Origin of the sequence: Variovorax sp. W1I1, assembly GCF_030815625.1 — a bacterium.
GTDB classification, from domain to species: domain Bacteria; phylum Pseudomonadota; class Gammaproteobacteria; order Burkholderiales; family Burkholderiaceae_C; genus Variovorax; species Variovorax paradoxus_C.
Genome location: NZ_JAUSWZ010000001.1, coordinates 2458613 through 2481340, shown reverse-complemented (window position 1 = coordinate 2481340; position 22728 = coordinate 2458613). Strand labels below are relative to the sequence as shown.

The 22728-nt window shown below is 65.0% G+C and carries 21 protein-coding genes and 1 pseudogene; 14 read left to right on the top strand and 8 right to left on the bottom strand.

Translation table 11 applies throughout. The features are described from left to right. Positions 1-21: 21 nt before the first annotated feature. The 4 genes from QFZ83_RS11745 to QFZ83_RS11730 form a co-directional block, all read right to left on the bottom strand. Positions 22-780, bottom strand: coding sequence for an SDR family NAD(P)-dependent oxidoreductase (locus QFZ83_RS11745; RefSeq protein WP_307506367.1), 759 nt, complete (start codon positions 778-780; stop codon positions 22-24). Then, the gene (locus tag QFZ83_RS11740) at positions 781-1740 is read right to left on the bottom strand and encodes a tripartite tricarboxylate transporter substrate binding protein (protein WP_307506364.1); all 960 of its coding nucleotides are present in this window, start codon (positions 1738-1740) and stop codon (positions 781-783) included. Positions 1741-2293: 553 nt separating this feature from the next. Further along, positions 2294-3160, bottom strand: coding sequence for a MurR/RpiR family transcriptional regulator (locus QFZ83_RS11735; protein ID WP_307506361.1), 867 nt, complete (start codon positions 3158-3160; stop codon positions 2294-2296). After that, complete coding sequence (locus QFZ83_RS11730; protein ID WP_307506358.1) at positions 3157-4278, bottom strand: P1 family peptidase; 1122 nt, start codon at positions 4276-4278, stop codon at positions 3157-3159. Before QFZ83_RS11730 ends, QFZ83_RS11735 begins: the two co-directional genes overlap by 4 nt. Positions 4279-4377: 99 nt before the next feature. On the opposite strand from QFZ83_RS11730, the gene QFZ83_RS11725 reads away from it, so the two are divergent. The 8 genes from QFZ83_RS11725 (at position 4378) to QFZ83_RS11690 (ending at position 13871) form a co-directional block, all read left to right on the top strand. Then, positions 4378-5961, top strand: a complete 1584-nt coding sequence (locus QFZ83_RS11725; protein ID WP_307506354.1) for an ABC transporter substrate-binding protein — start codon at positions 4378-4380, stop codon at positions 5959-5961. Positions 5962-5977: 16 nt separating this feature from the next. Beyond that, on the top strand, positions 5978-6934 hold the full coding sequence (locus tag QFZ83_RS11720; protein ID WP_307506351.1) for an ABC transporter permease: 957 nt from the start codon (positions 5978-5980) through the stop codon (positions 6932-6934). A 20-nt stretch (positions 6935-6954) separates the two neighbouring features. Beyond that, positions 6955-7791: an ABC transporter permease gene (locus QFZ83_RS11715; protein ID WP_307506348.1), complete on the top strand. Its 837-nt coding sequence runs from the start codon at positions 6955-6957 to the stop codon at positions 7789-7791. Further along, positions 7791-8768 (top strand): ABC transporter ATP-binding protein, encoded by a 978-nt coding sequence (locus QFZ83_RS11710; RefSeq protein ID WP_307506346.1) that lies wholly within the window; start codon positions 7791-7793, stop codon positions 8766-8768. Before QFZ83_RS11715 ends, QFZ83_RS11710 begins: the two co-directional genes overlap by 1 nt. Further along, entirely contained in the window at positions 8765-9538 is a 774-nt protein-coding gene (locus QFZ83_RS11705; protein WP_307506343.1) for an ATP-binding cassette domain-containing protein, read from the top strand. Before QFZ83_RS11710 ends, QFZ83_RS11705 begins: the two co-directional genes overlap by 4 nt. A gap of 19 nt (positions 9539-9557) precedes the next feature. Then, entirely contained in the window at positions 9558-10547 is a 990-nt protein-coding gene (locus QFZ83_RS11700) for a P1 family peptidase (protein WP_307506341.1), read from the top strand. Between the two features lie 65 nt (positions 10548-10612). Next, a complete protein-coding gene (locus tag QFZ83_RS11695) occupies positions 10613-12109 on the top strand; it encodes a M81 family metallopeptidase (protein WP_307506339.1) in 1497 nt (498 codons plus the stop codon). Positions 12110-12119: 10 nt separating this feature from the next. Further along, positions 12120-13871, top strand: coding sequence for a tannase/feruloyl esterase family alpha/beta hydrolase (locus QFZ83_RS11690; protein WP_307506337.1), 1752 nt, complete (start codon positions 12120-12122; stop codon positions 13869-13871). Positions 13872-14261: 390 nt separating this feature from the next. Here QFZ83_RS11690 and QFZ83_RS11685 read toward each other — a convergent pair whose 3' ends face one another. Continuing rightward, complete coding sequence (locus QFZ83_RS11685; RefSeq protein ID WP_307506335.1) at positions 14262-15155, bottom strand: LysR family transcriptional regulator; 894 nt, start codon at positions 15153-15155, stop codon at positions 14262-14264. 101 nt (positions 15156-15256) lie between these two features. On the opposite strand from QFZ83_RS11685, the gene QFZ83_RS11680 reads away from it, so the two are divergent. After that, the gene (locus QFZ83_RS11680) at positions 15257-16282 is read left to right on the top strand and encodes a tripartite tricarboxylate transporter substrate-binding protein (RefSeq protein ID WP_307506333.1); all 1026 of its coding nucleotides are present in this window, start codon (positions 15257-15259) and stop codon (positions 16280-16282) included. Continuing rightward, complete coding sequence (locus QFZ83_RS11675; RefSeq protein ID WP_307506331.1) at positions 16279-17118, top strand: class I SAM-dependent methyltransferase; 840 nt, start codon at positions 16279-16281, stop codon at positions 17116-17118. The genes QFZ83_RS11680 and QFZ83_RS11675 overlap by 4 nt, the downstream gene beginning before the upstream one ends. Positions 17119-17482: 364 nt before the next feature. Here the strand turns inward: QFZ83_RS11675 and QFZ83_RS11670 are convergent, their stop codons facing one another. Then, positions 17483-18442 (bottom strand): tripartite tricarboxylate transporter substrate binding protein, encoded by a 960-nt coding sequence (locus QFZ83_RS11670; RefSeq protein ID WP_307506329.1) that lies wholly within the window; start codon positions 18440-18442, stop codon positions 17483-17485. Positions 18443-18652: 210 nt separating this feature from the next. Between QFZ83_RS11670 and QFZ83_RS11665 the strand changes: the two genes are divergently transcribed. The 4 genes from QFZ83_RS11665 to QFZ83_RS11650 all read left to right on the top strand — a co-directional run bounded on the left by QFZ83_RS11665 (position 18653) and on the right by QFZ83_RS11650 (position 21124). Further along, entirely contained in the window at positions 18653-19747 is a 1095-nt protein-coding gene (locus QFZ83_RS11665; protein WP_307506327.1) for a Zn-dependent alcohol dehydrogenase, read from the top strand. Between the two features lie 306 nt (positions 19748-20053). After that, positions 20054-20248 (top strand): hypothetical protein, encoded by a 195-nt coding sequence (locus QFZ83_RS11660; protein ID WP_307506325.1) that lies wholly within the window; start codon positions 20054-20056, stop codon positions 20246-20248. A gap of 290 nt (positions 20249-20538) precedes the next feature. Beyond that, positions 20539-20823, top strand: coding sequence for a CopG family ribbon-helix-helix protein (locus QFZ83_RS11655; protein WP_307506323.1), 285 nt, complete (start codon positions 20539-20541; stop codon positions 20821-20823). A gap of 7 nt (positions 20824-20830) precedes the next feature. Further along, positions 20831-21124 (top strand): type II toxin-antitoxin system RelE/ParE family toxin, encoded by a 294-nt coding sequence (locus QFZ83_RS11650; RefSeq protein ID WP_307506321.1) that lies wholly within the window; start codon positions 20831-20833, stop codon positions 21122-21124. Positions 21125-21526: 402 nt separating this feature from the next. Here the strand turns inward: QFZ83_RS11650 and QFZ83_RS11645 are convergent. Further along, positions 21527-21766: pseudogene (locus tag QFZ83_RS11645) on the bottom strand (prephenate dehydratase domain-containing protein); the annotation flags it as partial. A gap of 197 nt (positions 21767-21963) precedes the next feature. Continuing rightward, entirely contained in the window at positions 21964-22710 is a 747-nt protein-coding gene (locus tag QFZ83_RS11640) for a hypothetical protein (RefSeq protein WP_307506319.1), read from the bottom strand. Positions 22711-22728: the final 18 nt, after the last annotated feature.

Sequence of the window (22728 nt, the reverse complement as noted above, 5' to 3'; positions counted from 1 at the left end):
CGGGCCAGGCGCGCGGCTGCCTCAGTTGGCGGTGTAGCCGCCGTCCACCGGCAGGATGGTTCCGGTGACGTAGCGGGCCTGCGGCGATGCCAGGAACACCACGGGTCCTGCGATGTCCTGCGGGTCGCCCGCGCGGCCAAGAAAAGTGCGGCGCACCATCCGCTCGTGGCGCTCGGCGTCATCCGCGATGTGGGCGGTCATCGGCGTCATCACCAGGCCCGGTGCCACAGCATTGACGCGCACGCCATGGGGCCCGAAATCCCGCGCGAGGAACCTGGTCAGCTGAGCGACGGCGCCCTTCGAGGCGCCGTAGGCCATGTGGGCCGAGGTCGCGACGAGCGAGGTGATGGATGCCACGTTGACGATGGCGCCGCGTGTGCGGTGCAGGCCTTCGGTGCATGCCACCGTCAGATTGAGCACGCCCTTGACGTTTACCGCCATCACGTGGTCGATGTCTTGCGAAAGCGCCTGTGCCTCGAACACGGCACTGCGGCCGCCCACGCCCGCGTTGTTCACCAGCACCCCCACGGGGCCCCAGGCCTGCGTCACGTCGGCAACCACGGCGGCGCATTGCGCGGCATCGCGCACGTCCAGCGCATAGGGCCGCACCCGGCCCGCGGCGCAGCCCGTGCGTGCGGCCGCCTCGCGCGTCCTGTCGGCGTCCAGGTCGGTCAATGCCACACGGCAGCCGGCGTCAAGCAGGCGGCTTGCAACAGCAAAGCCGATTCCCTGGCTCGCTCCGCTGACCAGGGCCACGGTGTCGTCGAACAGCGCGTTCATTCATTGCCCCTGCTTGGGCAGGTCCAGCCGCTCGAGCACCGGCACCCAGCGCTGCGTCTCGGCCTTCACATAGTCGGCCAGCGCCTGCGGCGTGCCGCCGCGAGGCTCCATGCCGATCGCTTGCGAACGCGCGATGAAGTCAGGATCGACCAACACCTGGTTGACGGCGCGATTGAGCTTGTCGACAGTGTCCTTCGGCGTGGCGGCGGGCGCGGAAAGCGCATACCAGAGCAGCGCCTCGATGTCGTAGCCCTGCTCCTTGAAAGTGGGTGCATCGGGCACCTGCGGCAGGCGCTTGGCGTCCATCACACCCAGCACGCGCATCTTGCCCGCCTTGACGTGCTGCAGCGGGCCGGTGATGGAGGTGCCCTGGATGTCGATCTGGCTGCCGAGCATGGCCTGCAGGGCGGGAGAATCTCCGTTGAACGGGATGTGCGTCGTTCGGATGCCGGCCATGCCCTCGAAGGCCAGCGGCGCCAGGTTGGTCAGGATGGATGCGCCCGGCGAGCCCCGGTTGATCTTGTCCGGATGAGCCTTGGCATAGGCCACCATTTCCTTGATGTTCTTGTAGGGCAGATCCGGGCGTCCCACGACGATGGTCGGCTGATAGGCGATCTGCGTGACCGGCGTGAAGCTATTGACGGGGTCGTAAGGCAGCTTGTCGTACATCACGGTGTTGCTCGCCAGAATGCTCAGCGAGCTCATCAGCAAGGTGGTGCCGTCGGGCCTGGGCCGGGCAACGTTGTCTGCCGCCACGATGCCGCTGGCGCCGGGCTTGTTCTCCACGATGGTCTGGGTGCCGCGCTTGGTGAGCTCGGAAGCCAGCAGCCGCGCGTATTGGTCTGTTCCGCCGCCAGCCGCGAACGGAACCACGATACGCAGGGGTTGCTGAGCCTGCGCCGTACCGACGGCAAGGCCGAGAACGAGCAGAAAGCCGCCGAGGCGCTTTCGGATATGCATTGCGATGTCTCCTGAATGGGCCGCTGAGAATGGTTTTTCTCAGTTTAGGAGCGAGGGAATCGCGCCATGCATCAAGGCATGAAAAGGTGCTTTGTAGTTTTTGCGGAAATTGCTGCGGCCTGCATCCGAACGTCGGGCCAGAACCAGCAACGGCCAAGCCACACGGACCCGATGACAACCAGAGGCACGCCAGTGCCCACCTTATCGGCGGCTGGGAACGCACCGCAAGACCGTAGGAACATGCCGCGCCGAGGTCGGCAGCTCGTCCCTGCGAGCGGCAGGTCTGCGGCTCGAGCGGACTGTCTTTGGCCAAGGCTAGACTTCCGAGTTCGGCCAAAAGCGGTCTTCTGAACGGTTGAAGTTAAATGTCCGCTTCAGGACCGGTTGCTGCCGCTCGGCGTTGATCGACTAGCAACTTCGTCGGGTCTTTCAATCGACGCTCACACTATCGAAAGTGACTGTCCCTTGCGAATTTATTGGTCGCGGCGACGAACCGAGGGCACGCACCCGCACGTGCTGCCAGGCAGGCCGGGGCGGTGCCCGATGACGAATGTCAATCGAGGAATGCGCCGAAACGGTCTTGCAGCTTCTCGAGCCGGCCGACACGTTCACCCACCTTCTTCCCGAGTTGCTCGATCACGCCGTTCATCAGCAGGTTGATGAAGCCCACGATCGCAACGGTGGAGTCCCAGAAAAAGCCGACATCCGTCTGCACATGAAAAACATGCGGGGTGTAGGTTCGAGCCCAGTGGCAGTAGGCATCGGTGATGACAAAGACCGGAATGCCGGCCTCCGTGGCGGCCGACGCCAACGCTTCGGCTTGCTTCGCATAACGACGAATGTCGACAAGAACCAGGCAGCGTGTCTGGCTCTTCAGGGCGCCTAAAAGTTCGGCGTAGGTGCCGTCCGAACCATCGAGAAACTTCACGCCCTCGCGCACATATTCGAGGCGCGCCGCAAAGTCGGAGGCAACACCGCGCACGGTTTGGTAGCCCGCGACGAAAACACGCTGGGATGTCGCAACCTGCCGCACCATGGCGTTCCAGTGCTCTCCGGTCGCCAGATCGTGCGCGGCCACCAACGCATCGATTTGCTGTGTGAGTTGCGCACTGCGCACGTCGGACACGGGCACCTGGCTACGACTGAATTGCTCGAAGCGGCCGGCGATGCGAAGCTCCGCAGGTGCGCTCAAGCGACTGGCTGCGCGGCGAATCTCGTCGAAGCTGTCGTAACCGAGCGTGCGAACAAAACGCCCAACGGTCATCGGGCTCACGCCGGATTTTCGTGCCACGGACGCCGCGTTCTCCAGCGTCAGCTCGCGAGCGTTGGCGGTCAGGTAGGCCGCCAGAAGCCGCTCCGAGCGTGTCATCTCGGACGATGCCGCTTCGATGCGTTCAAAAAGGGACAGGGAAGATTTCATCGGGTGTCGGCGATGCGGCCATGGCGGCGCATCAGGTCGATCAGCATACTGTGATCCAGCGCCTCCACGCGCGTGTTGTTCCGGCCCACCATGGTCTGGGCGGCAATCAGCGCGTTCAGGATGCTTTCCTCCACGGCTTGCACCACGCCGAGGAAGAGCGGGTCGAGGGTGTGCTGAGCCAGATACTCGGTCCGGCAGACGCCCAGCTCCCCGGGCGCCTGGTCGGCGTGGGTGGTGAATGCCAGCATGATGTCGCCGGAGCCGTCTCCTCCCGGCGTGCCGGTTCTGCCCACGCCCAGTGCGGCGCGCCTTGCAAGCCGCTTGAGCTGACTGGACAGAAGCGGGGCATCGGTTCCTACGATCACGATGATCGAGCCTTGCTCGCGCGCAACCGGCTCGCCTTGGCGGCTGCTTGAACTGGGCATGAGTTCACCGACGGGTACGCCCAGCACGTTCAACCAGGGGCGGATGCCCATGTTCGCCTGGACCAGCACGCCGACACGGTAGTCCTGGCCCGCGACGTTCACGACGCGCGACGCCGTGCCGGTTCCGCCCTTGAAGCCGTAGCAGACCATGCCGGTGCCTCCGCCGACGTTGCCTTCCGCGACGGCGCCAGGCGCGGCTGCGGCGATGGCTTCGAACACATGAGACTCCTCGACGTGCAGCCCATCCATGTCGTTGAGCACGGCATCGCAGGTTTCCGCGACCACCGGCATCAGCCACGGGTAGGCACCGCGATCACCGTCGACGCGGGACAGCCACCGCACCAGAGCGTGATGGACCACGCCGACGCTGTGCGTGTTCGTCACACCGATCGGGCCGCGAAAGATCCCGGCCTCTTCGATCCAATGCGTGCCGGTCATCTCGCCATTGCCGTTGAGTGCGTGCACGCCGGCCTTGACCGGCTGCAGCACGCCGGATCGGCCTCGCGGCAGAACGATCGTCACCCCGGTGCGCACGGCGGGCGCACCAAGATGTGGCGAGCCGTCCCCATGAATGAGCGTCGTCTGCCCGATTTCGACGCCGGGCACGTCGGTGATCGCGTTGGCAGGGCCTGTCTTTCCGGAAAAGAGCAACCCGAGATCCCTCGCTCTTGTCTGTGTGGTGGGGTGGGGCAAGGGATTACTCCTATCTCTTGGTATTAATATTGCATTGACCTATGCAATGTTAGTCAAATAACATTTGCGTGTCATCAATCGGAAGGACGGATAGTTCAAATGACTGGAATCTCGTGTGCGTTCGGGCGTGGCCGGACCTGGCTGCCGGCAGTGGTTGCGGCGGCGTCCCTCCTGGTCTTGCCAGGCCTTGCCTTCGCGCAGAACCCGAAGCCCCTCATCTGGGGCAAGCCGTCGGAGGTGCTTTCCACCGACCCGCATTCGTCGGGCGATGGCTCGTCGTGGACGGTCTTCTATCTGATCTACGACCAGTTGCTGAGCACGGATGACAAGCTCAACATCACGCCCAAGCTGGCCGAATCCTGGGAACAGGTTTCGCCCACGTCCTATGTCTTCAAGCTGCGCAAGAACGCAGCGTTTTCCAACGGTCGGCCGCTGACCTCGGCCGATGTGGTGGGCAGCCTGAAGCGGCTGACAGATCCGCAAAAGGCGCGCGGCTGGGGCAAGCAGATCGGTGGCGTGAGCGATGTGGTCGCGATCGACGCCCATACCGTGCGCATCGACCTGGCCAAGCCGAATACCTCGCTGCTGTCCATACTTTCCGTGGCGACCACCTCGATCCTGCCGATGAAGGAAATCGAGGCGGGCAGCTTCGATCCTGCCAAGGGCATGCTCGGCTCCGGCCCCTACAAGGTGGCGCAACACCGCCAGGACGAGGCTTGGTTGCTGGAGCGAAATCCGCACTATTGGCAAAGCGGCAAGCCGCTCATGGACAAGATGACGATCCGGGTCATGCCCGATGACGCAGCGCGCCTTGCCGGCTTGCGTGACGGCAGCATCGACGTGGCGACATTCGAGAACCCGGACACGCCGCGCTTGCTGGCCGCCATCCCGAGCGTGCAGCCGGTGGTTCAGAAAACGCCCAACTACTTCCACTTGGACCTGAGTGGTCTGAGCGGCAACTCGGTCTTCAAGGACCGTCGTGTGCGCCAGGCCGCGGCGTTGGTCGTCGATCGACCTGCGATCGTCAACGCGGTTTTCGGCGGCGAGTCGGCCGTGGAGTACGCCGTTCCCAGTGCCTTCGGGAAGAAGCTTTGCGAAGGACTGCCGAGCTACACGCAGCCACGCAAGGAGCGGGTGGCCAAGGCCAAGGCTTTGCTGAAGGAGGCGGGCAACCCCAATCCGCGCATCAACCTCATCGCCTCGTCGGTGCTGGTGACCTATCCGCTGATCGCCCAGGTGCTGCAGCCCCAACTGCAGGAAGCTGGGTTCAGCGTTCAGGTGCAGCAAGTGCCCGTGGCCGATTGGTACAAGCGCGTTCTGACGACGAACCCGAAGGACTCGAACTTCGATGCGTCGCTGACCTGGTTTGCGGGCTTCTCCGATCCCGGCATCGTCCTGAACTGGTGGACATCCGGCTTTTCGCCGGTCTTCACCACATTCCTGGAGCCCGTGCCCGAGTACGGCGAACTGATGGCGCAGATCCGGCAGACGCCCAATGGGCCCGAGCGCGACAAGCTGATGACGCGCGCATGCGGGTTGATCGAGAGCTCGGCCAACATGATCCCGTTGGTCGGCAAGCCGGACTACATCGGCTTCCGACGCGACCAGCTCGACGCGCGCTTCGGCACGCTCGAAGGCAACTTCGACGTCTTCAAGTACGTCGCAGATTTCAAGCGCCGTTGAGTCACAGGGCCGAAAGATGCGAATCGTCTACTACCTCGCCCTGCGCCTGGGGATTGCCACGTTGACCCTTGTGGGCGTGTCGATCCTCGTTTTCGCCGGCTTGCGTTTGCTGCCCGGGGGCTTCGAGCAGATGGTGCTGGGTCCGGATGCCTCCGTGGAAGCGCGCGCCGAACTGATCGCGAAGTTCGGGCTCGATCGGTCGGGGCCGGCGCAGTACGTGAAATGGCTGGGCACCGCAGCGATCGGCGATTTCGGGGTTTCGATGGCGACCAGCAAACCGGTGGCCGACGAAATGGTGCGCCGCGCGCCTGCGACGATCCAGGTCGCCTTGATCGCGACGGCCACGGCCCTGGCGGTCGGGTTGCCGCTGGGCTTGCTGGCTGGCCTGGGCATTGGCAGATGGCGCTCCGTCGGCCGCATGGTGGGCGCCCTGGGGGCCAGCGTGCCCGAGGTCGTCCTGGGCAGCGTGCTGGTGTACGTGTTTTCCAGATGGAGCCTGGGTGCGACAGTGGGTGGCTATGTGCCGTTCACCGAAGACCCGGGTGTCAACGTGCGCGCTACGCTCTTGCCGGGCATGAGCCTGGGCATCTTCGGCATCGCGCTGCTGGTTCGCACGACGCGGGATTCGGTTCAGCGCGTGCTGACCGACGGCCATGTGCTCACCGCCATCTCGCAGGGGCGAAGCCGTTGGCAGATCGTGCATCACCACGTTCTGCGCAATGCGTCCATCCCTGTGCTGACCGTGACCGCCACCTACATCGGTTACCTGCTCGGCGGGGCATTGATTGCCGAGATCCTCTTCTCCGTGCCCGGGATCGGCCTGTACGTCTACAGCGCGCTGGGCAACCGCGACTATGCGGTCGTGCAGGCCGGCGTGTTGCTGGCGGCTGCGGTATTCATCGCCGTGAATACCCTGGCCGACCTGGGGTATGCCGTGCTCGATCCGCGCATCGATGCCAGGCGCCACGGGTGAAAGGGCGAATGATGCAAGTCATGAAAACCGCCGTGCGCTTCGCACGTCGCGACCATCTGGCCGCCCTCGGCGGACTGGTCCTTCTCACGCTGCTGTTGCTGGGCGCCCTCGGTCCCTGGCTGCCGTTGGGCGATCCGGACCAGATCGGCGCCGGCCCGCGCTTCGCTGCGCCCTCATGGGCAATGCCCTTCGGGACGGATGAACTGGGCCGCGACCTGCTGCCACGCATCGTGCGTGGAATCCGTGCGACCTTTGTTCTGGCGCTGGCATCGGTCTGCGGGACCGCCATTCTCGGAACACTCATCGGGCTGTACGCCGCCTATGTGGGGCGCTGGGTCGACACCGTGATTGCGCGGGCCATGGACATCATGTTCGCGTTTCCGGCGCTGATGCTTGGGCTGTTGGTAGCTGCCGTGATCGGCCCGGGGAGCATTTCTGCGCTCGCGGTGATCCTGTTCGCCACGCTGCCTCTGTTCGTGCGGGTGGTGCGCTCGGTCACGCTCGGCATGGTGGGGCGCGGCTTCGTGACGGCCGCCGAGGTGGCGGGGGCCTCGCGCCTGCGCGTGATGCTGGTGCACCTGCTGCCCAATGTGCTGGGCGCGGTGCTGGTGCAGTTCACCTACGCCGTGTCGATTGGCATCCTGATCGAAAGCGGGTTGAGTTTTCTGGGACTCGGCTCCCAGCCGCCGGAGTCTTCTCTCGGCGCTTTGCTGCGTCTTGGTTCGGTGTACCTGACGATCGCGCCCTGGCTCGCGCTGTCGGCGGGTGTGGTGCTGGCGCTGTCCATTGTGGCTGTGAATCTTCTGGGCGACGGACTGCGCGATGCTCTCGAACCTCTGCGTGGGAGGCGACTTTGATGAACAGCGCGACAACACCGCCGTTGCTGGAAGTCACGGACCTTGTCATCGAGTTCGGCGACGCATCGGGGGCCGCACATCGGGCGCTGGACGGGGCGACGCTGTCGGTGCGCGCCGGCGAAGTACTTGGGCTGGTCGGGGAAAGCGGCTCGGGAAAAAGCACGCTGGGCCTGGCTGTGGGGCGGCTGCTGGCGGACAACGCCGGTCGACCCGGCGGCGATCTGAAAGTGAACGGCCGGTCGGTCTTCGAGCTGGATGACACTGCCATGCGCGACCTGCGTCGTCGCACGCTCGGTTTCGTTTTTCAGAACCCCATGGTCGCGTTGGACCCGACCATGCGCGTCGGCAAGCAAGTGGCGCTGGCGGCCGGCAGCAAGGCGCCGGTGCGCGATCTGTTGGCACGCGTCGGGCTGCGCGACATCGAACGCGTCGAACGCAGTTTTCCGCACCAGTTGTCGGGTGGCATGGCGCAACGCGTCGTGATCGCAATGGCCATTGCGCGCGGGCCGATGTTGCTGGTGGCCGACGAGCCGACGGCCTCCCTGGACGCAACCCTGCGCGAGCAGATCTTTGCGTTGCTCGTGTCGTTGCGCGATTCAATGAAAACAGGCGTTGTGCTGCTGAGCCACGAACTGCGCGCCGTGGCCCGTCATTGCGACACGGTGGCGGTGATGTATGCCGGCCGTGTGGTCGAGTACGGCCCGGCGTCCGTGGTCTTCGCGCGGCCTGCGCATCCCTACACGCAGGCGCTGCTTGCCGTGGCGCCTGGAAGGGAAAAACTGGGCGAGGTTCTGGCTTCGATTCCCGGCGCGCCGCCGGCGCTCAGCGGTCGCAGCGAGCATTGCGCCTTTGCCGACCGGTGCGGGTATGCCGGCGCCGACTGTCGCTCGCTGCGGCCTGAGCTGCGCGAGGTCGAGGGGCGTTCGGTCGCATGCCACCGCGCCGGCGAGCTGGTTCAATTTAAGGAGGCCGCATGACGGAGCCCGTGGTGTCGCTCGATAGCGTGGGCGTTACCTTCACCGCGGGGCCGGTCTGGAACCGGCGCCGCGTTGACGCAGTGCGTGATGTGAGTTTGAGCATTCGCGCCGGCGAAACGCTCGGGGTCGTCGGAGAAAGCGGCTCCGGGAAAACAACAATGGGCCGGCTACTGCTGGGCTTGCAGGCGCCCACGCAAGGGGCGGTGCGCTTCCTTGGCGATGTCGTTCCCGCCTCGCGTCGAGCGCGGCAACTTCTGCTTGCGGGACGCATGTCGGTAGTGTTGCAGCAGCCGGAGTGGGCCCTCAACCCGCGGCTTCGTCTCGGCGTGTCGGTGGCAGAGCCGCTTGCGGTCACCGGTGCGGGAACGCCGCAGGAGCGCCGCGAGCGCGTCGCGCAAACGCTCGCGCTGGTGGGCCTCAACCCGGGATTTGCCGAGCGGTTCCCGCATGAGCTCTCTGGCGGGCAGCGCCAACGGGTGGCGATCGCCCGGGCGTTGATCACGCAGCCCCGGTTTCTGGTGTTCGATGAAGCGGTCAGTGCGCTCGACGTATCCGTGCAGGTGCAGATCCTCAATCTGATCCGCGACCTGCAGCAGCGTCACGGCTTTGCGGCCCTCTTCATCTCCCACGATCTGGCCGCCACGCGCTACGTATGCAGCCGGATCGCGGTGATGCGCGCGGGCGAAGTGCTCGAGATCGGCGACGCCGCGCGTTTCTACGAGAAACCGCACCACGAGTACAGCCAGGCCCTTTGGCAGGCTGCAGCGTAAATACGAAAGAGTCAAACAAATGAAAAACGATGTGAACGCCGCGCAAGACTTGGTTCCGCGGCTGTGGCAGGGGCCGTCGGACGGTCGGGCGCTGTCTTTCGACTTTCCTCAGCTGAAGATCGGCATTGCGGAGTACGAAGAGGGGCCTACCGGTTGCACGGTCCTTCATGTCGAGGGCGGAGCCGACTGCGAGGTCGATGTGCGCGGTGGCGCACCGGGCCTTCTTGGTGGCTATCCGCGCGTGGATGCGATCAGCCTTGCGGGCGGTTCCCTGTACGGGCTGGAAGCGGCCACGGGGGTGGCATCGCACATGTTGGCCGAGCGCGATGGCGCCGTGGGGTGGGGAAAGATCGCGCTGGTGTCCGGCGCCATCATCTACGACTTCGGCGGACGCACCAATTCGATTTATCCGGACAAGGCGCTCGGCGCGGCCGCCTACGGGGCAGCACAGGCCGGGACTTTTCCGCAGGGCGCGCGCGGCGCGGGGCGCTCGGCAGCGGTGGGCAAATTTTCGGCCTACCCGGACTACGAACGCGAAGCCGGCGGACAGGGCGCCGCGTTCGCGATGGTCGGCGGTACCCGGGTTTTCGTTGCCACCGTGGTCAATGCACTGGGCGTGGTCGTCGACCGCCAAGGCCGGGTGGTGCGCGGCCTGCGTCACCGGCGTACGGGCGTGCGCCATCACCCGCGCGAGGTGCTGGTGCCGATCGCATCGGCCACAGCCGAAGCGCCCGTCACACCGGGGAACACCGTCGCCACGACGGAGAACACCACGCTCACTGTCCTCGTGACCGACCAGCCCATGCCGCCGCTGTTCCTGCGGCAACTTGGCAGGCAAGTGCATTCGTCGATGGCCCGCGCCATCCAGCCGTTTCACACACCGCACGACGGCGACATCCTCTTCGCGCTCTCCACGGGAACAGGCACTGCGTCGGTCGATCCTTTCGTGCTGGCCGAAGCGGCGTCGGACTTGGCGTGGGATGCGGTTCTTCAAGCGGTGGACTTCTGACCGCTGCAAGCCTCCCCGACTTCGACCTCTCTAACCTCCATTGCGCAACCGACTCCGAGGACAACATGAATCGTGAAGCTCCCCTCCGCTTGCTTCTGGCTTGCTTCAAGCACGAAACGAACACCTTCTCTCCCGCGCCAACGCCGCTGCGGAGATTCTTCCGTGACAGCGACACGCCGCTCGTTGGCGATGCCGCAGCGACAGCCCGGCGAGGTACGGGGACAGGAATGGGCGGCTTCCTGGAAGCGACCGACCGCGAGGGTTGCGAGATCACCGTGGCGGTAGTCGCCGAGGCGAGCCCGAGCGGGTTGGTCGACACCGACGCCTACGAGCGGATCGTCGGACTGATCCTCGACGCTGCCAAGGACCAGGTGTTCGACGGGATCCTGCTCGACCTGCATGGGGCGATGGTCACGGGCGACCATGAGGATGGCGAAGGAGAACTCCTGCGCCGGCTTCGCGAATTGCAGCCGACCGTTCCGATCGGCGCGGCGTTCGATATGCACGCCAACCTTTATCCAGAGATGGTCGAGCAGCTGACGGTTCTCAGCGGCTACCACACCTATCCGCACATCGACATGGCCGCGGCCGGCCGACGGGCCGCAGAACTGCTGGTGCGTACGATCCGTGGAGAAATCCAACCTGTCCTCGCATGGGACAACCGGCCCATGCTGCCGCACGTCATGCGCCAGGGCACGCATGCGGAGCCCAACCAGTCGCTGCAAGCGCGCTGCATCGAACTCGAGCAGTCCGGGACTGTGCTTGCCGCATCCGTGTTCACGGGTTTCCCGCATGCGGACATCCGCAATGCCGGCCTGTCGGCCGTGGTGTGCACCGATGCGAATGAAGAACAGGCCAGGCAAGTGCGCGATGCGTTGCTTGATCAGGCATGGGAAAACCGTTCGGCCTTCCTGTACGAGGGGTTGCCTCTGGCGGAGTCGGTGGCGCGAGCGAAGTCTTCGACGACGTGGCCGGTCGTCCTGCTCGATCACTGCGACAACAGTGCCTCGGGGGGCACCATGGACACCACGGGTGTGCTTGCCGAGGTGCTGCGCCAGGACCTTCAGGACGCGGTGTTCTATGCCATTCGCGATCCGCAGGCGGTGGAGCGGGCGATCGCCGCCGGCGTCGGAAACGAACTCACGCTTTCCCTCGGAGGCCTGAGCGAGCTGAAGGCCACCGGCGACGTCAATGCGCCGATCACCGTTTCAGCGCGCGTGCGCCTCATCAGCGATGGCGCGTTCCGTCTGCGCGGCCCCATGATGGCCGGCGTGGCCATCTCGGCGGGCAAGACCGTGGTGCTTCAAGTCGGCGGCGTCCAGGTCGTGGTGACATCGCTGGCCACTGAGCCACACGACCTGGCCTATCTGATGTCGCTCGGCATCGATCTCGATCGAACCAGGTACCTCGTATTGAAGAGCCGGGTGCATTGGAGAGCCGGTTTCGGTAGCCTGGCGCAAGAGGTCATCGAATGCGACAGCGTCGGTGTGACGACGTCGGACTATTCGAAGCTGCGCTTCGAACGCGTGCGGCGTCCGATCTATCCGCTCGACGAACTCTGAGAGCCCGTCGGTGCACCCCTGGCAGACCGATTGGGCCGGCCGCACCCGCAAGCTGAAGCGGCCTCCGTCATCCCGATGCGCATCGCTCGATCTCGTCGCGGCGCGGGCTCGAAAACCGATCAAGGAATCAAACATGCACGTCTTCTTCTCGAAACATTCGTCAGCGCGCGCAAGGCTCCAGGTTGCAGCGGCCAGCGTGGCAATGCTGGCTGCTTGCGGCGGCGGCTCCGACAACCGTGGTGTTTTGCCCGTGCTGCTTCCCGGCGCTCCGGCTGCGCAGTCGGAAAGTCCTCCCCCCACGCCGGTCGTAACGGTTCAGAAAGCGTGCGGAAATCTGAACGGCCAAACCGTTGCAGGCGCGTCGCTCACCGCCGTCATGATCCCCGCGACAAAAACCATGGCGATGCATTGCAGGGTCAGCGGGACGATCCCTCCTGCCCTGAACTTTCAGATCGCGCTGCCGGAGGTGTGGAACGGCAAGCTTTACTACCAAGGCGGAGGCGGCTACAACGGCACCATCTTGCCGTTGCAGCCCCAGGTCCTGAGCCAGGGCTACGCCATGGTCGCGAGTGATTCGGGACATCAAGCCAATGCCTTGAGCGCCGATTTCGCCTTGACCGACACCTTTGCCGCCCAGTTATTCGGCAGCCTCTCCGTGCCCACTGTGATGTCGACGACCACCGAAGCGCTAACACTGGCCTATGGAGCGCAACCGGCGAAGTCCTACTTCGAAGGTTGCTCGAACGGCGGACGAGAAGCATTGATGGCGGTGCAACGATCACCGAACCTTTTCGATGGCGTCATCGCGCGCGCCCCCGCCTACAACTGGGTCGGGTTCATGGGCGCCTTCAATCGGAATGCCAGGGCACTGGCGGCACCTGGAGGCGCATTCACCGCCGCGAAGACTGCGCTTCTGAGCAAACATGTGCGAGACGCCTGCGATGGACTCGATGGGATCGTCGACGGGGTCGTGTCGAACCAGGCCGCGTGCACGTCGGCGCACGTCAACGTGGCCGTATTGCGCTGCGCTGGCGGCACCGACTCCGGGGACAGCTGCCTGTCGGATGCACAGCTTGACGTGGTGACGTCGTGGACCACCGAAGCGACATTCACGGGCAGTGCCACCTTCCGTAATGCAGGCTGGAACCTGACAGGGAACGAGGACAACCCCGGTGCATGGCGCGCGTGGGTCACGGGCGACGGCAATCTCGCAGGCGCGCAGCAATTTCTTTTTCAGGATACGACGGTCAAGAACTATCTTGCCCGCGATAGATCCACCAATTCACTGACCTACGCACCTTGGGATCAGAACCAGAATGCGCTCTATGCCATGGCAGCGCTCAATGACGCGACCAACGCTGACATACGTCCGTTTCTCAACAGCGGCGGCAAGCTGATCCTGTGGCACGGCGGAAGTGATTCTGCCCTCAGCGTGAAATCGACCGCCGAGTACTACGCAACCTTACGGGCCTCGGTAGGCGCCGCAGCCACCGAAGCATCCACGCGCTTCTACGTCGCGCCAGGAGTGAACCACTGCAGCGGTGGCCCGGGGGCAGACTCGTCGGACCTGCTGGCAGCCCTCGACCAATGGGTGACACGAAGCGCAGCACCTTCGACATTGCTTGCTGAGAAACGCGACACAGAAGGAACGGTTGTCTTTGCTCGGCCTCTATGCCAGTACCCGAAATATCCGCGATACACGGGGCCCATCAACGATGCAGTAGGGCCAAAGTCGGCCGCTAGCTACATCTGCACCTCCTAGGCAACCCGAAGATTTGAACAGCTCGCTAAATTTCCCGGCGAGCCCAGCTACGCTGGTTTATCGCGAGAACACGAACCTTCGAGCGGCCGCGTTGCACCGTGGGGCATGAAGCTGAAAGTACCTTTCCGGGTGTCGAGCATCAGCCTCATCGCGGCATCGAAGGTTTCGATCTCAAAGTCGGAAATACGCTGCAAAACGGACATCCGCCAGGGCGCCAGTGAAAGTCGGAAGAGGGCCCATCCTTGCCCTTCGGGCTCCACGCGTGAGCGTCCGCAACCAGTCTGAAGTCGACTCTCCACTGAGAGCACTCCAGCCGGTCAAAGCCATCAAGCACGCAACAGACCAGACGCAAGCCAGGAAGGCCTTTCTGATCAGACGCGCACGACTTCACTAGCCAGTGATGATGGGTTTGAGCGCGTCGATCTCCGCGGCAATGAAGTCAAAGAACGCGCTGACGCGGGCCGTCTTCCGGATCTCGGGCATCGCGAGCAGCCGCCAATCCCGCGACAGCTCCGGGATGGGTCCGAGCACCCGGACCAGCTCCGTCTCGGAATCCCCAAGCGCCGTCGGCAGCGGCGCAATGCCCACACCGGCCTTCACCGACAGCAGGAGACCGAGCACACTGCCGCTGCGGGCCACGATGTTCGCGTCCGGTGCCACCTGACGCAGCCATTGGCTCGCGCGGTGGCCCGCCATGCTCTCTTCAAACCCCGCCAGCGGGTGTGCCTGGATTTCCTCGATGGACGACGGTTGGCCATGGCGCGCCACGTAGTCCCGGCTCGCATAGACCGCCCACAGCGAGTCGCCGACCTTGCGACCGACCAGCACGGCATCGTCGGTGTCGCCTGAACGCAGCGCGACGTCAGCCTCGCCGGTGCGCAGGTCGACGTACTTGTCGCTCATCACGAATTCCACATGCAGTTCGGGATGCAGCGCGTGGAAGCGATCCAGTAGCCCGGAATGCATCAACCGATTCACGAGCGGCTCCGGGCAGGTGAGCCGGATCACACCCGCCGCATTGCGCTTCGAGGCGGCCAGCACCTGTTCGAAGTCGCCCACCGCTCGCCCGACCTCGCGAGCGGCTTCCAGCACCTCGGTGCCGAAGTCGGTCAGCCTGTAGCCGGTGGTATGGCGCTGAACCAGCGCGCGGCCGATGTGCCGCTCCAGCGCCGTGAGCCGTCGCTGCACCGTCGACTGATCGACCTCCAGGGCCCGGCCGGCGGCCAGGGTGCTGCCGTGCTGCGCCACAGCCACGAAGTACTTCAGGTCGTTCCAGTCGAGCATCGCCCGTTATGCACTATTGCGGCCCCGTTCTGCAAGTCCGCGCCTTGTGGCTCATGGAGCGCCGGCCTACGCTGGCGTGCCACATCACTTCGAGGCCGCCCATGACGACAAGCTCACCCACGAATGGCCACATGCCGCGGCGCCACGTGCTGATGGCCGTTGCCGCCGCAGCGGCTGCGGCGGTCTGCAGTTCCGCCTGCCTCGGGCAAACGGCGTCCTCGGCGAAGCAGGAACGCCTTCGCATCCTTTGTACCGGTCCCGCAGGCAGCGTGCCGGACATCGTTGCCCGAACCTTTGGCGAGGCACTTGTCGGTGTCTTCGCGCAGCAGGTCGTCGTCGACAACCGGCCCGGTGCGGCAGGCCAGATCGCGGTCCAGGCGTTGAAGTCGGCGCCAGCCGATGGCTCGACCTGGCTGCTGGGCCAGGGCGCAATCGCCAGCCTTTACCCCACGTTGTACGCAAAGCTCGGCTACGACCCTGCGCGGGACCTCGTGCCCGTGTCGCTCGCGGCGGAGATGAACCTTGGCGTGGCCGTGGGCAATGCCGTGCCGGCGGAGGTCGCCGACACCAGGATGTTGATCGAGTGGATGCGGCGCCATCCCGGCGAGGCCAACGCCGCGTCGCCCGGCACGGGCACCCTGCCCCACATTCTCGAGGTCATGCTGTTCGATCAGGCCGGTCTGGACTGGCGCCATGTTCCCTATCCGGGCGGCCCGCCTGCCGTGGCGGCGCTCCTTGGTGGGCAGGTCGCCGTGCTCGTGCTTCCGGAAGGCCTGCTGCTGCCGCAACTGGCAAGCGGTCGTCTGCGGTTGCTCGGTACCTCAGGGCGTGAGCGCAGCCGCTTCTCGCCGGCAGTGCCCACCCTCGCCGAACAGGGCCACGCGCGATCAGTGATGCGCGAGTGGTTCGCCTTTTTCGCACCGGCTGGCACACCGGCACGCACCGCGGAGCAGGCGTCGGAGGCGGTCGGCAATGTAGTAGCGCGCCCCGGACTGACACGCCGACTCGAGGATGCGGCCATGACGGCGGCGCATAGCTCGCCTGCACAACTGGCCACGAAGGTAGAGGACGACCGCAGGGTCTGGGTGCCCCTGCTGGACAACGCCGGCATCCGGGGGGACGCATGACGGACGCGGTTGCGAAGGCCTGGGACCGGGCCGCCGAGGGCTGGTCCAGCAGCACACCGGTCGTTCATGCGTGGTTGCGACAGGCAACTGCAGCGATGCTGTCCGAGGCGCGCCTGCGGCCGGGTGCACGCGTACTCGACCTCGCCGCGGGCGCGGGCGACCAGACGAAGGACATCGCCCGGGTCGTCGGGCCGACAGGCGACGTGTTGGCGACCGACATCTCACCGAAAATCCTGGACTTCGCGCGAGGGCACGTCGAAGAGGCTGGCCTCACCAACGTGCGCTTCGCCGTCGCGGACGCGCAGCAGCCGGTACATGCGGAGGCGCCTTTCGATGCGGTGATGTGCAGGCTCGGGCTCATGTTCTGCATGAACGCGGCCGCTGCGCTGGCCGGCGCATTCAAAGCACTGCGGCCGGGCGGTCGCTTCGTCGCGCTGGTGTTCGGGGACCCCGCGAACAACCCTTGCATCACGACCATGCTGCAGGTGGCCCGCAAGCACCGGGGGTTGAGCGGTAGCGTCTCGCCCTATGCCGATGGCGGGTTGTTCAGCCTTGCGGCACCGGGCAGGCTTGCAGGCCTCCTGACGGCGGCTGGGTATGTCGAGGTCGCTGCGCAATCGCTTGCAGTGCCATTCGAACTCCCCGATGCCGCTGCCTACGTCGCCTTCGTTCGAAGTTCGGGTTCGCCGATCATGGAAGTCCTTGCGCCGCTGGATGCAAGGGCCAGGGAGTCGGCTTGGCGAGAAATGGAGGAAGCTCTTGAGCAATTTCGTGGCGATCAGGGCTGGGTGGGCCCCAACGAACTCTTGCTCGCCTCGGCGACGCGAGCGGACTGAGCCTAAGGTGGGCAGCTGACCTTCACAGCCCCAAGTCGCGTCCAAGGTGCCGGCAGCTTTGCAGCGATTGCCGCCGTGGCCCTCGAAGTCACCGATGTCTGCATTGAGGGCGAACCCGAAACCGAGTTCGAGGCCCGGCTACCGGGCTTTCACGCTAGCGCTCGGTCTGCTCCGAAATTTCCAGCGCGTCCTCTGCCTCGATCTCCAGATCACGGACGTGCTGTCCAACTCCGTGTGGACGAGTCTGCAGTAGGCCTGAGCAATTGCGTCGGTTGGGAGAACAAGCATCACCGTCCACCCTGCCACGGCGCCGCTGCCCCAAGGCGGCCCGCCGACCTGACTCGCGGCCCCTGCCCTCCCCTCGCTATTGACCTGCTTTCGGCAGGTTCAGGCTCTTCACAACAGGGTTCCAGCGTGCGATCTCTGCATTGAGAAGCCGCTCCATGTCCTCAGGGGTTCCGCCTTGCGGCTCCATGCCGATGGCACGAGCACGCTCGATGAAGGCCGGATCCGCGAGCACATCGTTGATCGATTTGTTCAGCCGGGATACCACGTCTTTGGGCGTGGCCGCGGGCGCGGACAGGTAGTAGCGCAGCGGTGCCTCGAATTCGTAGCCGAGCTCCTTGAAGGTCAGCGCTTCGGGCACCTGTGGCAGGCGCTTGGTATCCATCACCCCGAGAACGCGAAATTTGCCTGACTTGATGTGCGGCAGGGAGCTCGTGATGGAGGTGCCATACACATCGATGGAATTGCTGAGCATCGCCTGGATGGCGGGTGCGTCGCCGTTGAACGGTATGTGATTGGTGCGGATGCCAAGCGACTTCTCGAACGCCACGGGTGCCAGATTGCTCAGGATCGCCGCCCCCGGAGAGCCTCGATTGATGGCGCCCGGATTGGCGCGGGCGTAGTCCACCATTTCCTTGATGTTCTTGTAGGGCAGTTCGGTGCGGCCGACGATGATCGTAGGCTGGTACGCCACCTGCGACACGGCCGTGAAATCCTTCTGCGGATCGTAGGGCAGCTTGTCGAACAGGATGGTGTTGGTTCCCAGCATGCCGACGAAAGACATCACCAGCGTCTGCCCGTCCGGCCGTGCCTTGGCGACGTAGTCGGCGGCGACCACCGCGCTGCCGCCGGGCTTGTTCTCGACGATGGTCCGTGTGCCGCGCTTCGTCAATTCGTCGGCCAGCAGCCGCAGGTAGGAGTCGGTGCCTCCGCCCGCGGCGAAAGGCACCACGATTTTGGTCGGCTGTTGCTGAGCCATGGCGGCACCGACCATCGATGTGATCGCCAGGATTCCGAAGAAGAGGCTGCGGCGGTTCATGGTTGTCTCCTGTTCTTTCTTGTCGGCGCACGTGCGGGCGGGATGCCAAGCCGGGCGCACGGATTATTTCGATGAGATGTGCCCCGCGGCTTCTCGCGAGATGCAAACCAACTTTGCATTCGGCTCAGGCATCGCGCGAATCAGTCCTCCTAAACTGATTGAGGCGCGGCCCGGCCGCATGTCCACAACCCACAGGGAGTCCCCAAGACCATGCGAGCAGCAGTCCTCGAAGCATTCGGCCAACCTTTGGTGATCCAGGACGTGGCGATCGGCGCGCCGGGACCGAACGAAGTTCTCTTGAATACAGCGGCCGTCGGCCTGTGCCACAGCGACCTGCACTACATGCAGGGCATGCGCAAGATCCCACTCCCCGGCGTGCTCGGTCACGAAGTGGCCGGCGTCGTCTCGGCGGTCGGCAGCGGCGTCAAGGACCTGCAGCCGGGCGACCACGTGGTCGGTGCGCTTTCGGTGTTCTGCGGCACCTGCATGCAGTGCCTGGGTGGCCGGTTCGCTTTGTGCATGGACACGGACGTCAAGCAGCCTCCTGGAAAGGCCCGGCGGTTGTCGCACGCAGGCCAGCCGGTCAGCCAGGTGTTCAATCTCTCGGGCTTCGCCGAGCAGATGCTCGTGCACCGCAACGCACTGGTGAGAATCCGCAAGGACATGCCTCTCGACCGCGCGGCGCTGCTGGGCTGCGCGGTCATCACCGGCACTGGCGCGGTGTTCCGCAGCGCCCGGGTGCCAGCGGGTTCATCGGTGGCGGTCGTGGGCTGTGGCGGAGTCGGCTTGGCGGCCGTCAATGGCGCCAGCATCGCTGGCGCCGCCCGCATCATCGCCATCGACAATGTGCCCTCGAAGCTGGAACTCGCGCGCAGGTTTGGCGCCACCGACACCGTGCTCGCCAGCGAGGGCGACGTCGTTGCGAAGGTCGTCGAGCTCACGCACGGCGGTGTCGAATTCTCATTTGAGTGCATCGGGATCGCGGCCACCGTGGAGCAGTGCTTCAAGATGCTGCAGCCCGGCGGCACGGCGACTGTTGTCGGTCTTTTCGCGCCGGGCGTCAAAGCTTCCATCGAAGGCAGCGACTTCTTCCTGGAAAAAAAGATCCACGGTTCGGCGCTGGGCTCAGCGCGTATTCGCGAGGACATTCCGCGCCTTATCGAGCTCTACATGCAAGGCCGGCTGAACCTCGACGATATGGTGTCGCGTCGCATCCGGCTGGAAGACATCAACGAGGGCTTCGCTGCCATGCAGCGCGGCGAGGTGGCCCGCAGCGTGATCGTGTTCGACGGGGTCGGCGCATGACTGCGGGGAAGCGACATGGGACATCGATCCTGCGAGCGTTCACGTGGAGCGCTTCGGCGCGGAATCTCTGCCGCAGGATGCGGGCAGCTTCGAACGACGCCCAATCAAAGCTGACGCAGCGTGGTGTGACCCGAAGTCAGCACACTGGACGCGCTTTTGCAGGCTGGAGTGAATGTGGACTGTTCCCGAGCATTCCGTCGTGACCTGTTCCGAACTGAGATTCGGCATCGCCCGACGTCTCGAAGCTGTGCGCCTGCATCGGATCGTGCGGGAGTTCCTGCGCCTTGCGCCAGTCCTGCCTGGGATGTGCAAGCAGCGCTGCGATATGGCGATCCGCGTGCCCAGTTGAAAGCGCGCGGCATACCCATCGGCGATTTTGACGAGATGATCGCGGCCCACGCGCCGACGGTCGGCCCCGCCATCGACGGACACACGAAGCATTTCGCGCACGTGCCTGGCCTGGTGCTAGATAACTGGCTTCGCGCGCCGACGGGGCGCTGAACCCGCGACGGGCGATCGGGCTGACCGGCCTCGCGCCAGATGACTTCGAAAAACGCACGATGTGCACAACGGAACAAACGATGCGACGTGGCCGAGCTTCCCGCTCAAAGGCGCCTGGGGACCACTCCGCCTTGAAGAGCCGGCGCGCCGCGCGCGTTCAATATCGCCCCGGATAGAAGCAGAGAAGCACGAACTCTGCATGCGCGGCCAGACCGGCACGGCAGCTCGACGTCGGTGTGCTACACGTGTGCTACGGTTGCGCCATTGTCAACCTCATGAGGTCCATCCACATGTCGACAACGACCATCCGGCTTGACGACGAACTCAAGGCCCGCATCGCGGCTGCGGCTGCGAGGTCGGACAAGTCTTCGCATGCGTTCATCCTGGACGCGCTGTCCGACATGGTCGAGCGCAGCGAATTGGACGAGGAACTGCATCGAATCGCAGACAAGCGATGGGCCGCGTTGCAGCGCACCGGCGAGTCGGTCGCTTGGGAGGATGCTGCCGCCTACTTGAAGGCACGCGCGGCCGGCAAAAAGGTTCGCCGGCCTTCGGCGCGCAGGCCCGGGCCCTGACCGACCCATGGTCCGCATCGAGCTGGCGCCGGAGGTTCTGGATGACATCGACCGCTTCATCGACCATCTGGAAGATCATGAGGCCGCCGACGTGGCGAATCGGGTCGCGGAAATTCTCGAGGCCATACAGATCCTTTCGCGCAGCCCGCTGATCGGCCGCGCCGTCGCAGGTGGAAAGCGCGAGCTGATCATCGGCAAGGGCAACCGCGGCTATATATCGCTGTACCGTTACCTCGCCGGGATCGAGACCGTTTTCATCCTGGCACTGCGAGCCCGGCGGGAGTCCGGGTTCAAGCACTGAAGGGCCGCCCACCCGCGCCTTCGATCTCGCGCTTCGAATGCGGCGCACCCTCCCCTCCCGCGCCGGCCTCGACCGACGGACCACAGGACCGAGTCGATCGATCCCACACCCAGCGCGCGCCTCCACGGAATATTCAATATCTTCGAGGTAGGAACCGAGGAGCCGGAACTCCGCATGCTCGGTAGGCAAGCTCGCGATCTCGGGTTGCGAGGCATGACCCACGACGTCGATGACATAGCGGTGCCCGTCCAGCGATCGCTTGCCCGGGCGTTCGTAGACGGCCAGGACCCGGGCCGATTGCGCGAGCGCCTGCAGCGACCGCTGAAAGCCTTCTTCATCGACGGTCAGCAGCAGCGTCGTTTTGTCATGCCCGCTGGGTGCCGGGATCGCATGCCCCAGCACCCACCAGCGCGTCGTGTTGTGCGGCCCCTCCTCGATGCCGCTGACAATCGGCGTGAGGCCGTAGAGGCGGGCCGCGCCGGGCGGCCCTATGGAGGCCATGCCCGACGCTGCGCCTTCGGCCACCGACTTCGCCGCAGCGCCGCCGCTCGCCGCCGGCTGGCGTACGACGTGCGGCATCTCCAGATCGAGCCAAGGCTTGACCTCCTCCAGCGCCACGGGGTGCGCCAGCACCGTGCGGATGTCCGCCGGGCCGGCAACTGCGAACTGTCAGCGTTGGTGCGCACACCTGAGGCCGAGCCGATGACGGCAATCTGCTGGCGGATTCAACCGGTCGACGCAACATTGGCTCAACATCTCAGCGGGGGTCTGGAAGCCGAGCGCCTCAAGCGGCCCAAAGCTTCCGCGTCCGCATTGGTACTTCTTCCCGGACATCGGAGCTACATGCACAGCCTCGCACTCGAGCTGGCCTTCACCGAGAGCTCTGCCGTGAAGGCAGTCCCGGCCGGAGTGCCCGCCTCGAGCGAACACCATGCTGCTGGCGCTTTGCCCGCCTCGAGCGAACACCATGCCGCTGGCGCTTTGCCCGCCTCGAGCGAACACCATGCCGCTGGCGCTTTGCCCGCCTCGAGCGAACACCATGCCGCTGGCGCTTTGCCCGCCTCGAGCGAATACCATGCCGCTGGCGCTTTGCCCGCCTCGAGCGAACACCATGCGGCTGGCGCTTTGCCTGCCTCGAGCGAACACCATGCAGCCGCATCCTTGGCAGGCTTTTGTTGGGACGCAGGCGTCGGCTCCCCGAATTCCTCGATGGACAAGCGCTGCATCTCCACGAAGGCCGCTTGCAGCGCCTTGGCGTCTTCCTCGCCGCGCAGGCCGAGGTACGGAAAGTGGTGCAAGAAATGGCCGAAAGTGGTTTCGCAATCAGCAGCGTACTTTCTCGTGTCGAGGATGTGCATGTGCCAGAAGCGGTCGACGTCCTGCTCGGGGGCGAGCGTCAGATCGGGGTGCTTGGCGTGCAATATCAGGTAGCGCTTGTAGGCCACCTCCATCTGATCCGCGTAGTCTGCCGACCAGCCGTAGCCATCCTCTTTGCGGCGGGCCTTGAACTTGATCAGCGTGAGGTCGAGCTCCTCGATTGCGGCGATCGTCTGCTCCTGTGTCTTGCACTGGGGGGAAGGAATCATGAATGCTCCTGTGAGGTT

Coding starts and splice junctions, on each gene's coding strand:
- QFZ83_RS11685 (WP_307506335.1), bottom strand. CDS start 15,155: ATGCTCGACTGGAACGACCTGAAGTACTTCGTGGCTGTGGCGCAGCAC.
- QFZ83_RS11700 (WP_307506341.1), top strand. CDS start 9,558: ATGAAAAACGATGTGAACGCCGCGCAAGACTTGGTTCCGCGGCTGTGG.
- QFZ83_RS11725 (WP_307506354.1), top strand. CDS start 4,378: ATGACTGGAATCTCGTGTGCGTTCGGGCGTGGCCGGACCTGGCTGCCG.
- QFZ83_RS11665 (WP_307506327.1), top strand. CDS start 18,653: ATGCGAGCAGCAGTCCTCGAAGCATTCGGCCAACCTTTGGTGATCCAG.
- QFZ83_RS11640 (WP_307506319.1), bottom strand. CDS start 22,710: ATGATTCCTTCCCCCCAGTGCAAGACACAGGAGCAGACGATCGCCGCA.
- QFZ83_RS11670 (WP_307506329.1), bottom strand. CDS start 18,442: ATGAACCGCCGCAGCCTCTTCTTCGGAATCCTGGCGATCACATCGATG.
- QFZ83_RS11655 (WP_307506323.1), top strand. CDS start 20,539: ATGTCGACAACGACCATCCGGCTTGACGACGAACTCAAGGCCCGCATC.
- QFZ83_RS11695 (WP_307506339.1), top strand. CDS start 10,613: ATGAATCGTGAAGCTCCCCTCCGCTTGCTTCTGGCTTGCTTCAAGCAC.
- QFZ83_RS11720 (WP_307506351.1), top strand. CDS start 5,978: ATGCGAATCGTCTACTACCTCGCCCTGCGCCTGGGGATTGCCACGTTG.
- QFZ83_RS11715 (WP_307506348.1), top strand. CDS start 6,955: ATGAAAACCGCCGTGCGCTTCGCACGTCGCGACCATCTGGCCGCCCTC.
- QFZ83_RS11680 (WP_307506333.1), top strand. CDS start 15,257: ATGACGACAAGCTCACCCACGAATGGCCACATGCCGCGGCGCCACGTG.
- QFZ83_RS11705 (WP_307506343.1), top strand. CDS start 8,765: ATGACGGAGCCCGTGGTGTCGCTCGATAGCGTGGGCGTTACCTTCACC.
- QFZ83_RS11735 (WP_307506361.1), bottom strand. CDS start 3,160: ATGAAATCTTCCCTGTCCCTTTTTGAACGCATCGAAGCGGCATCGTCC.
- QFZ83_RS11710 (WP_307506346.1), top strand. CDS start 7,791: ATGAACAGCGCGACAACACCGCCGTTGCTGGAAGTCACGGACCTTGTC.
- QFZ83_RS11745 (WP_307506367.1), bottom strand. CDS start 780: ATGAACGCGCTGTTCGACGACACCGTGGCCCTGGTCAGCGGAGCGAGC.
- QFZ83_RS11740 (WP_307506364.1), bottom strand. CDS start 1,740: ATGCATATCCGAAAGCGCCTCGGCGGCTTTCTGCTCGTTCTCGGCCTT.
- QFZ83_RS11650 (WP_307506321.1), top strand. CDS start 20,831: ATGGTCCGCATCGAGCTGGCGCCGGAGGTTCTGGATGACATCGACCGC.
- QFZ83_RS11675 (WP_307506331.1), top strand. CDS start 16,279: ATGACGGACGCGGTTGCGAAGGCCTGGGACCGGGCCGCCGAGGGCTGG.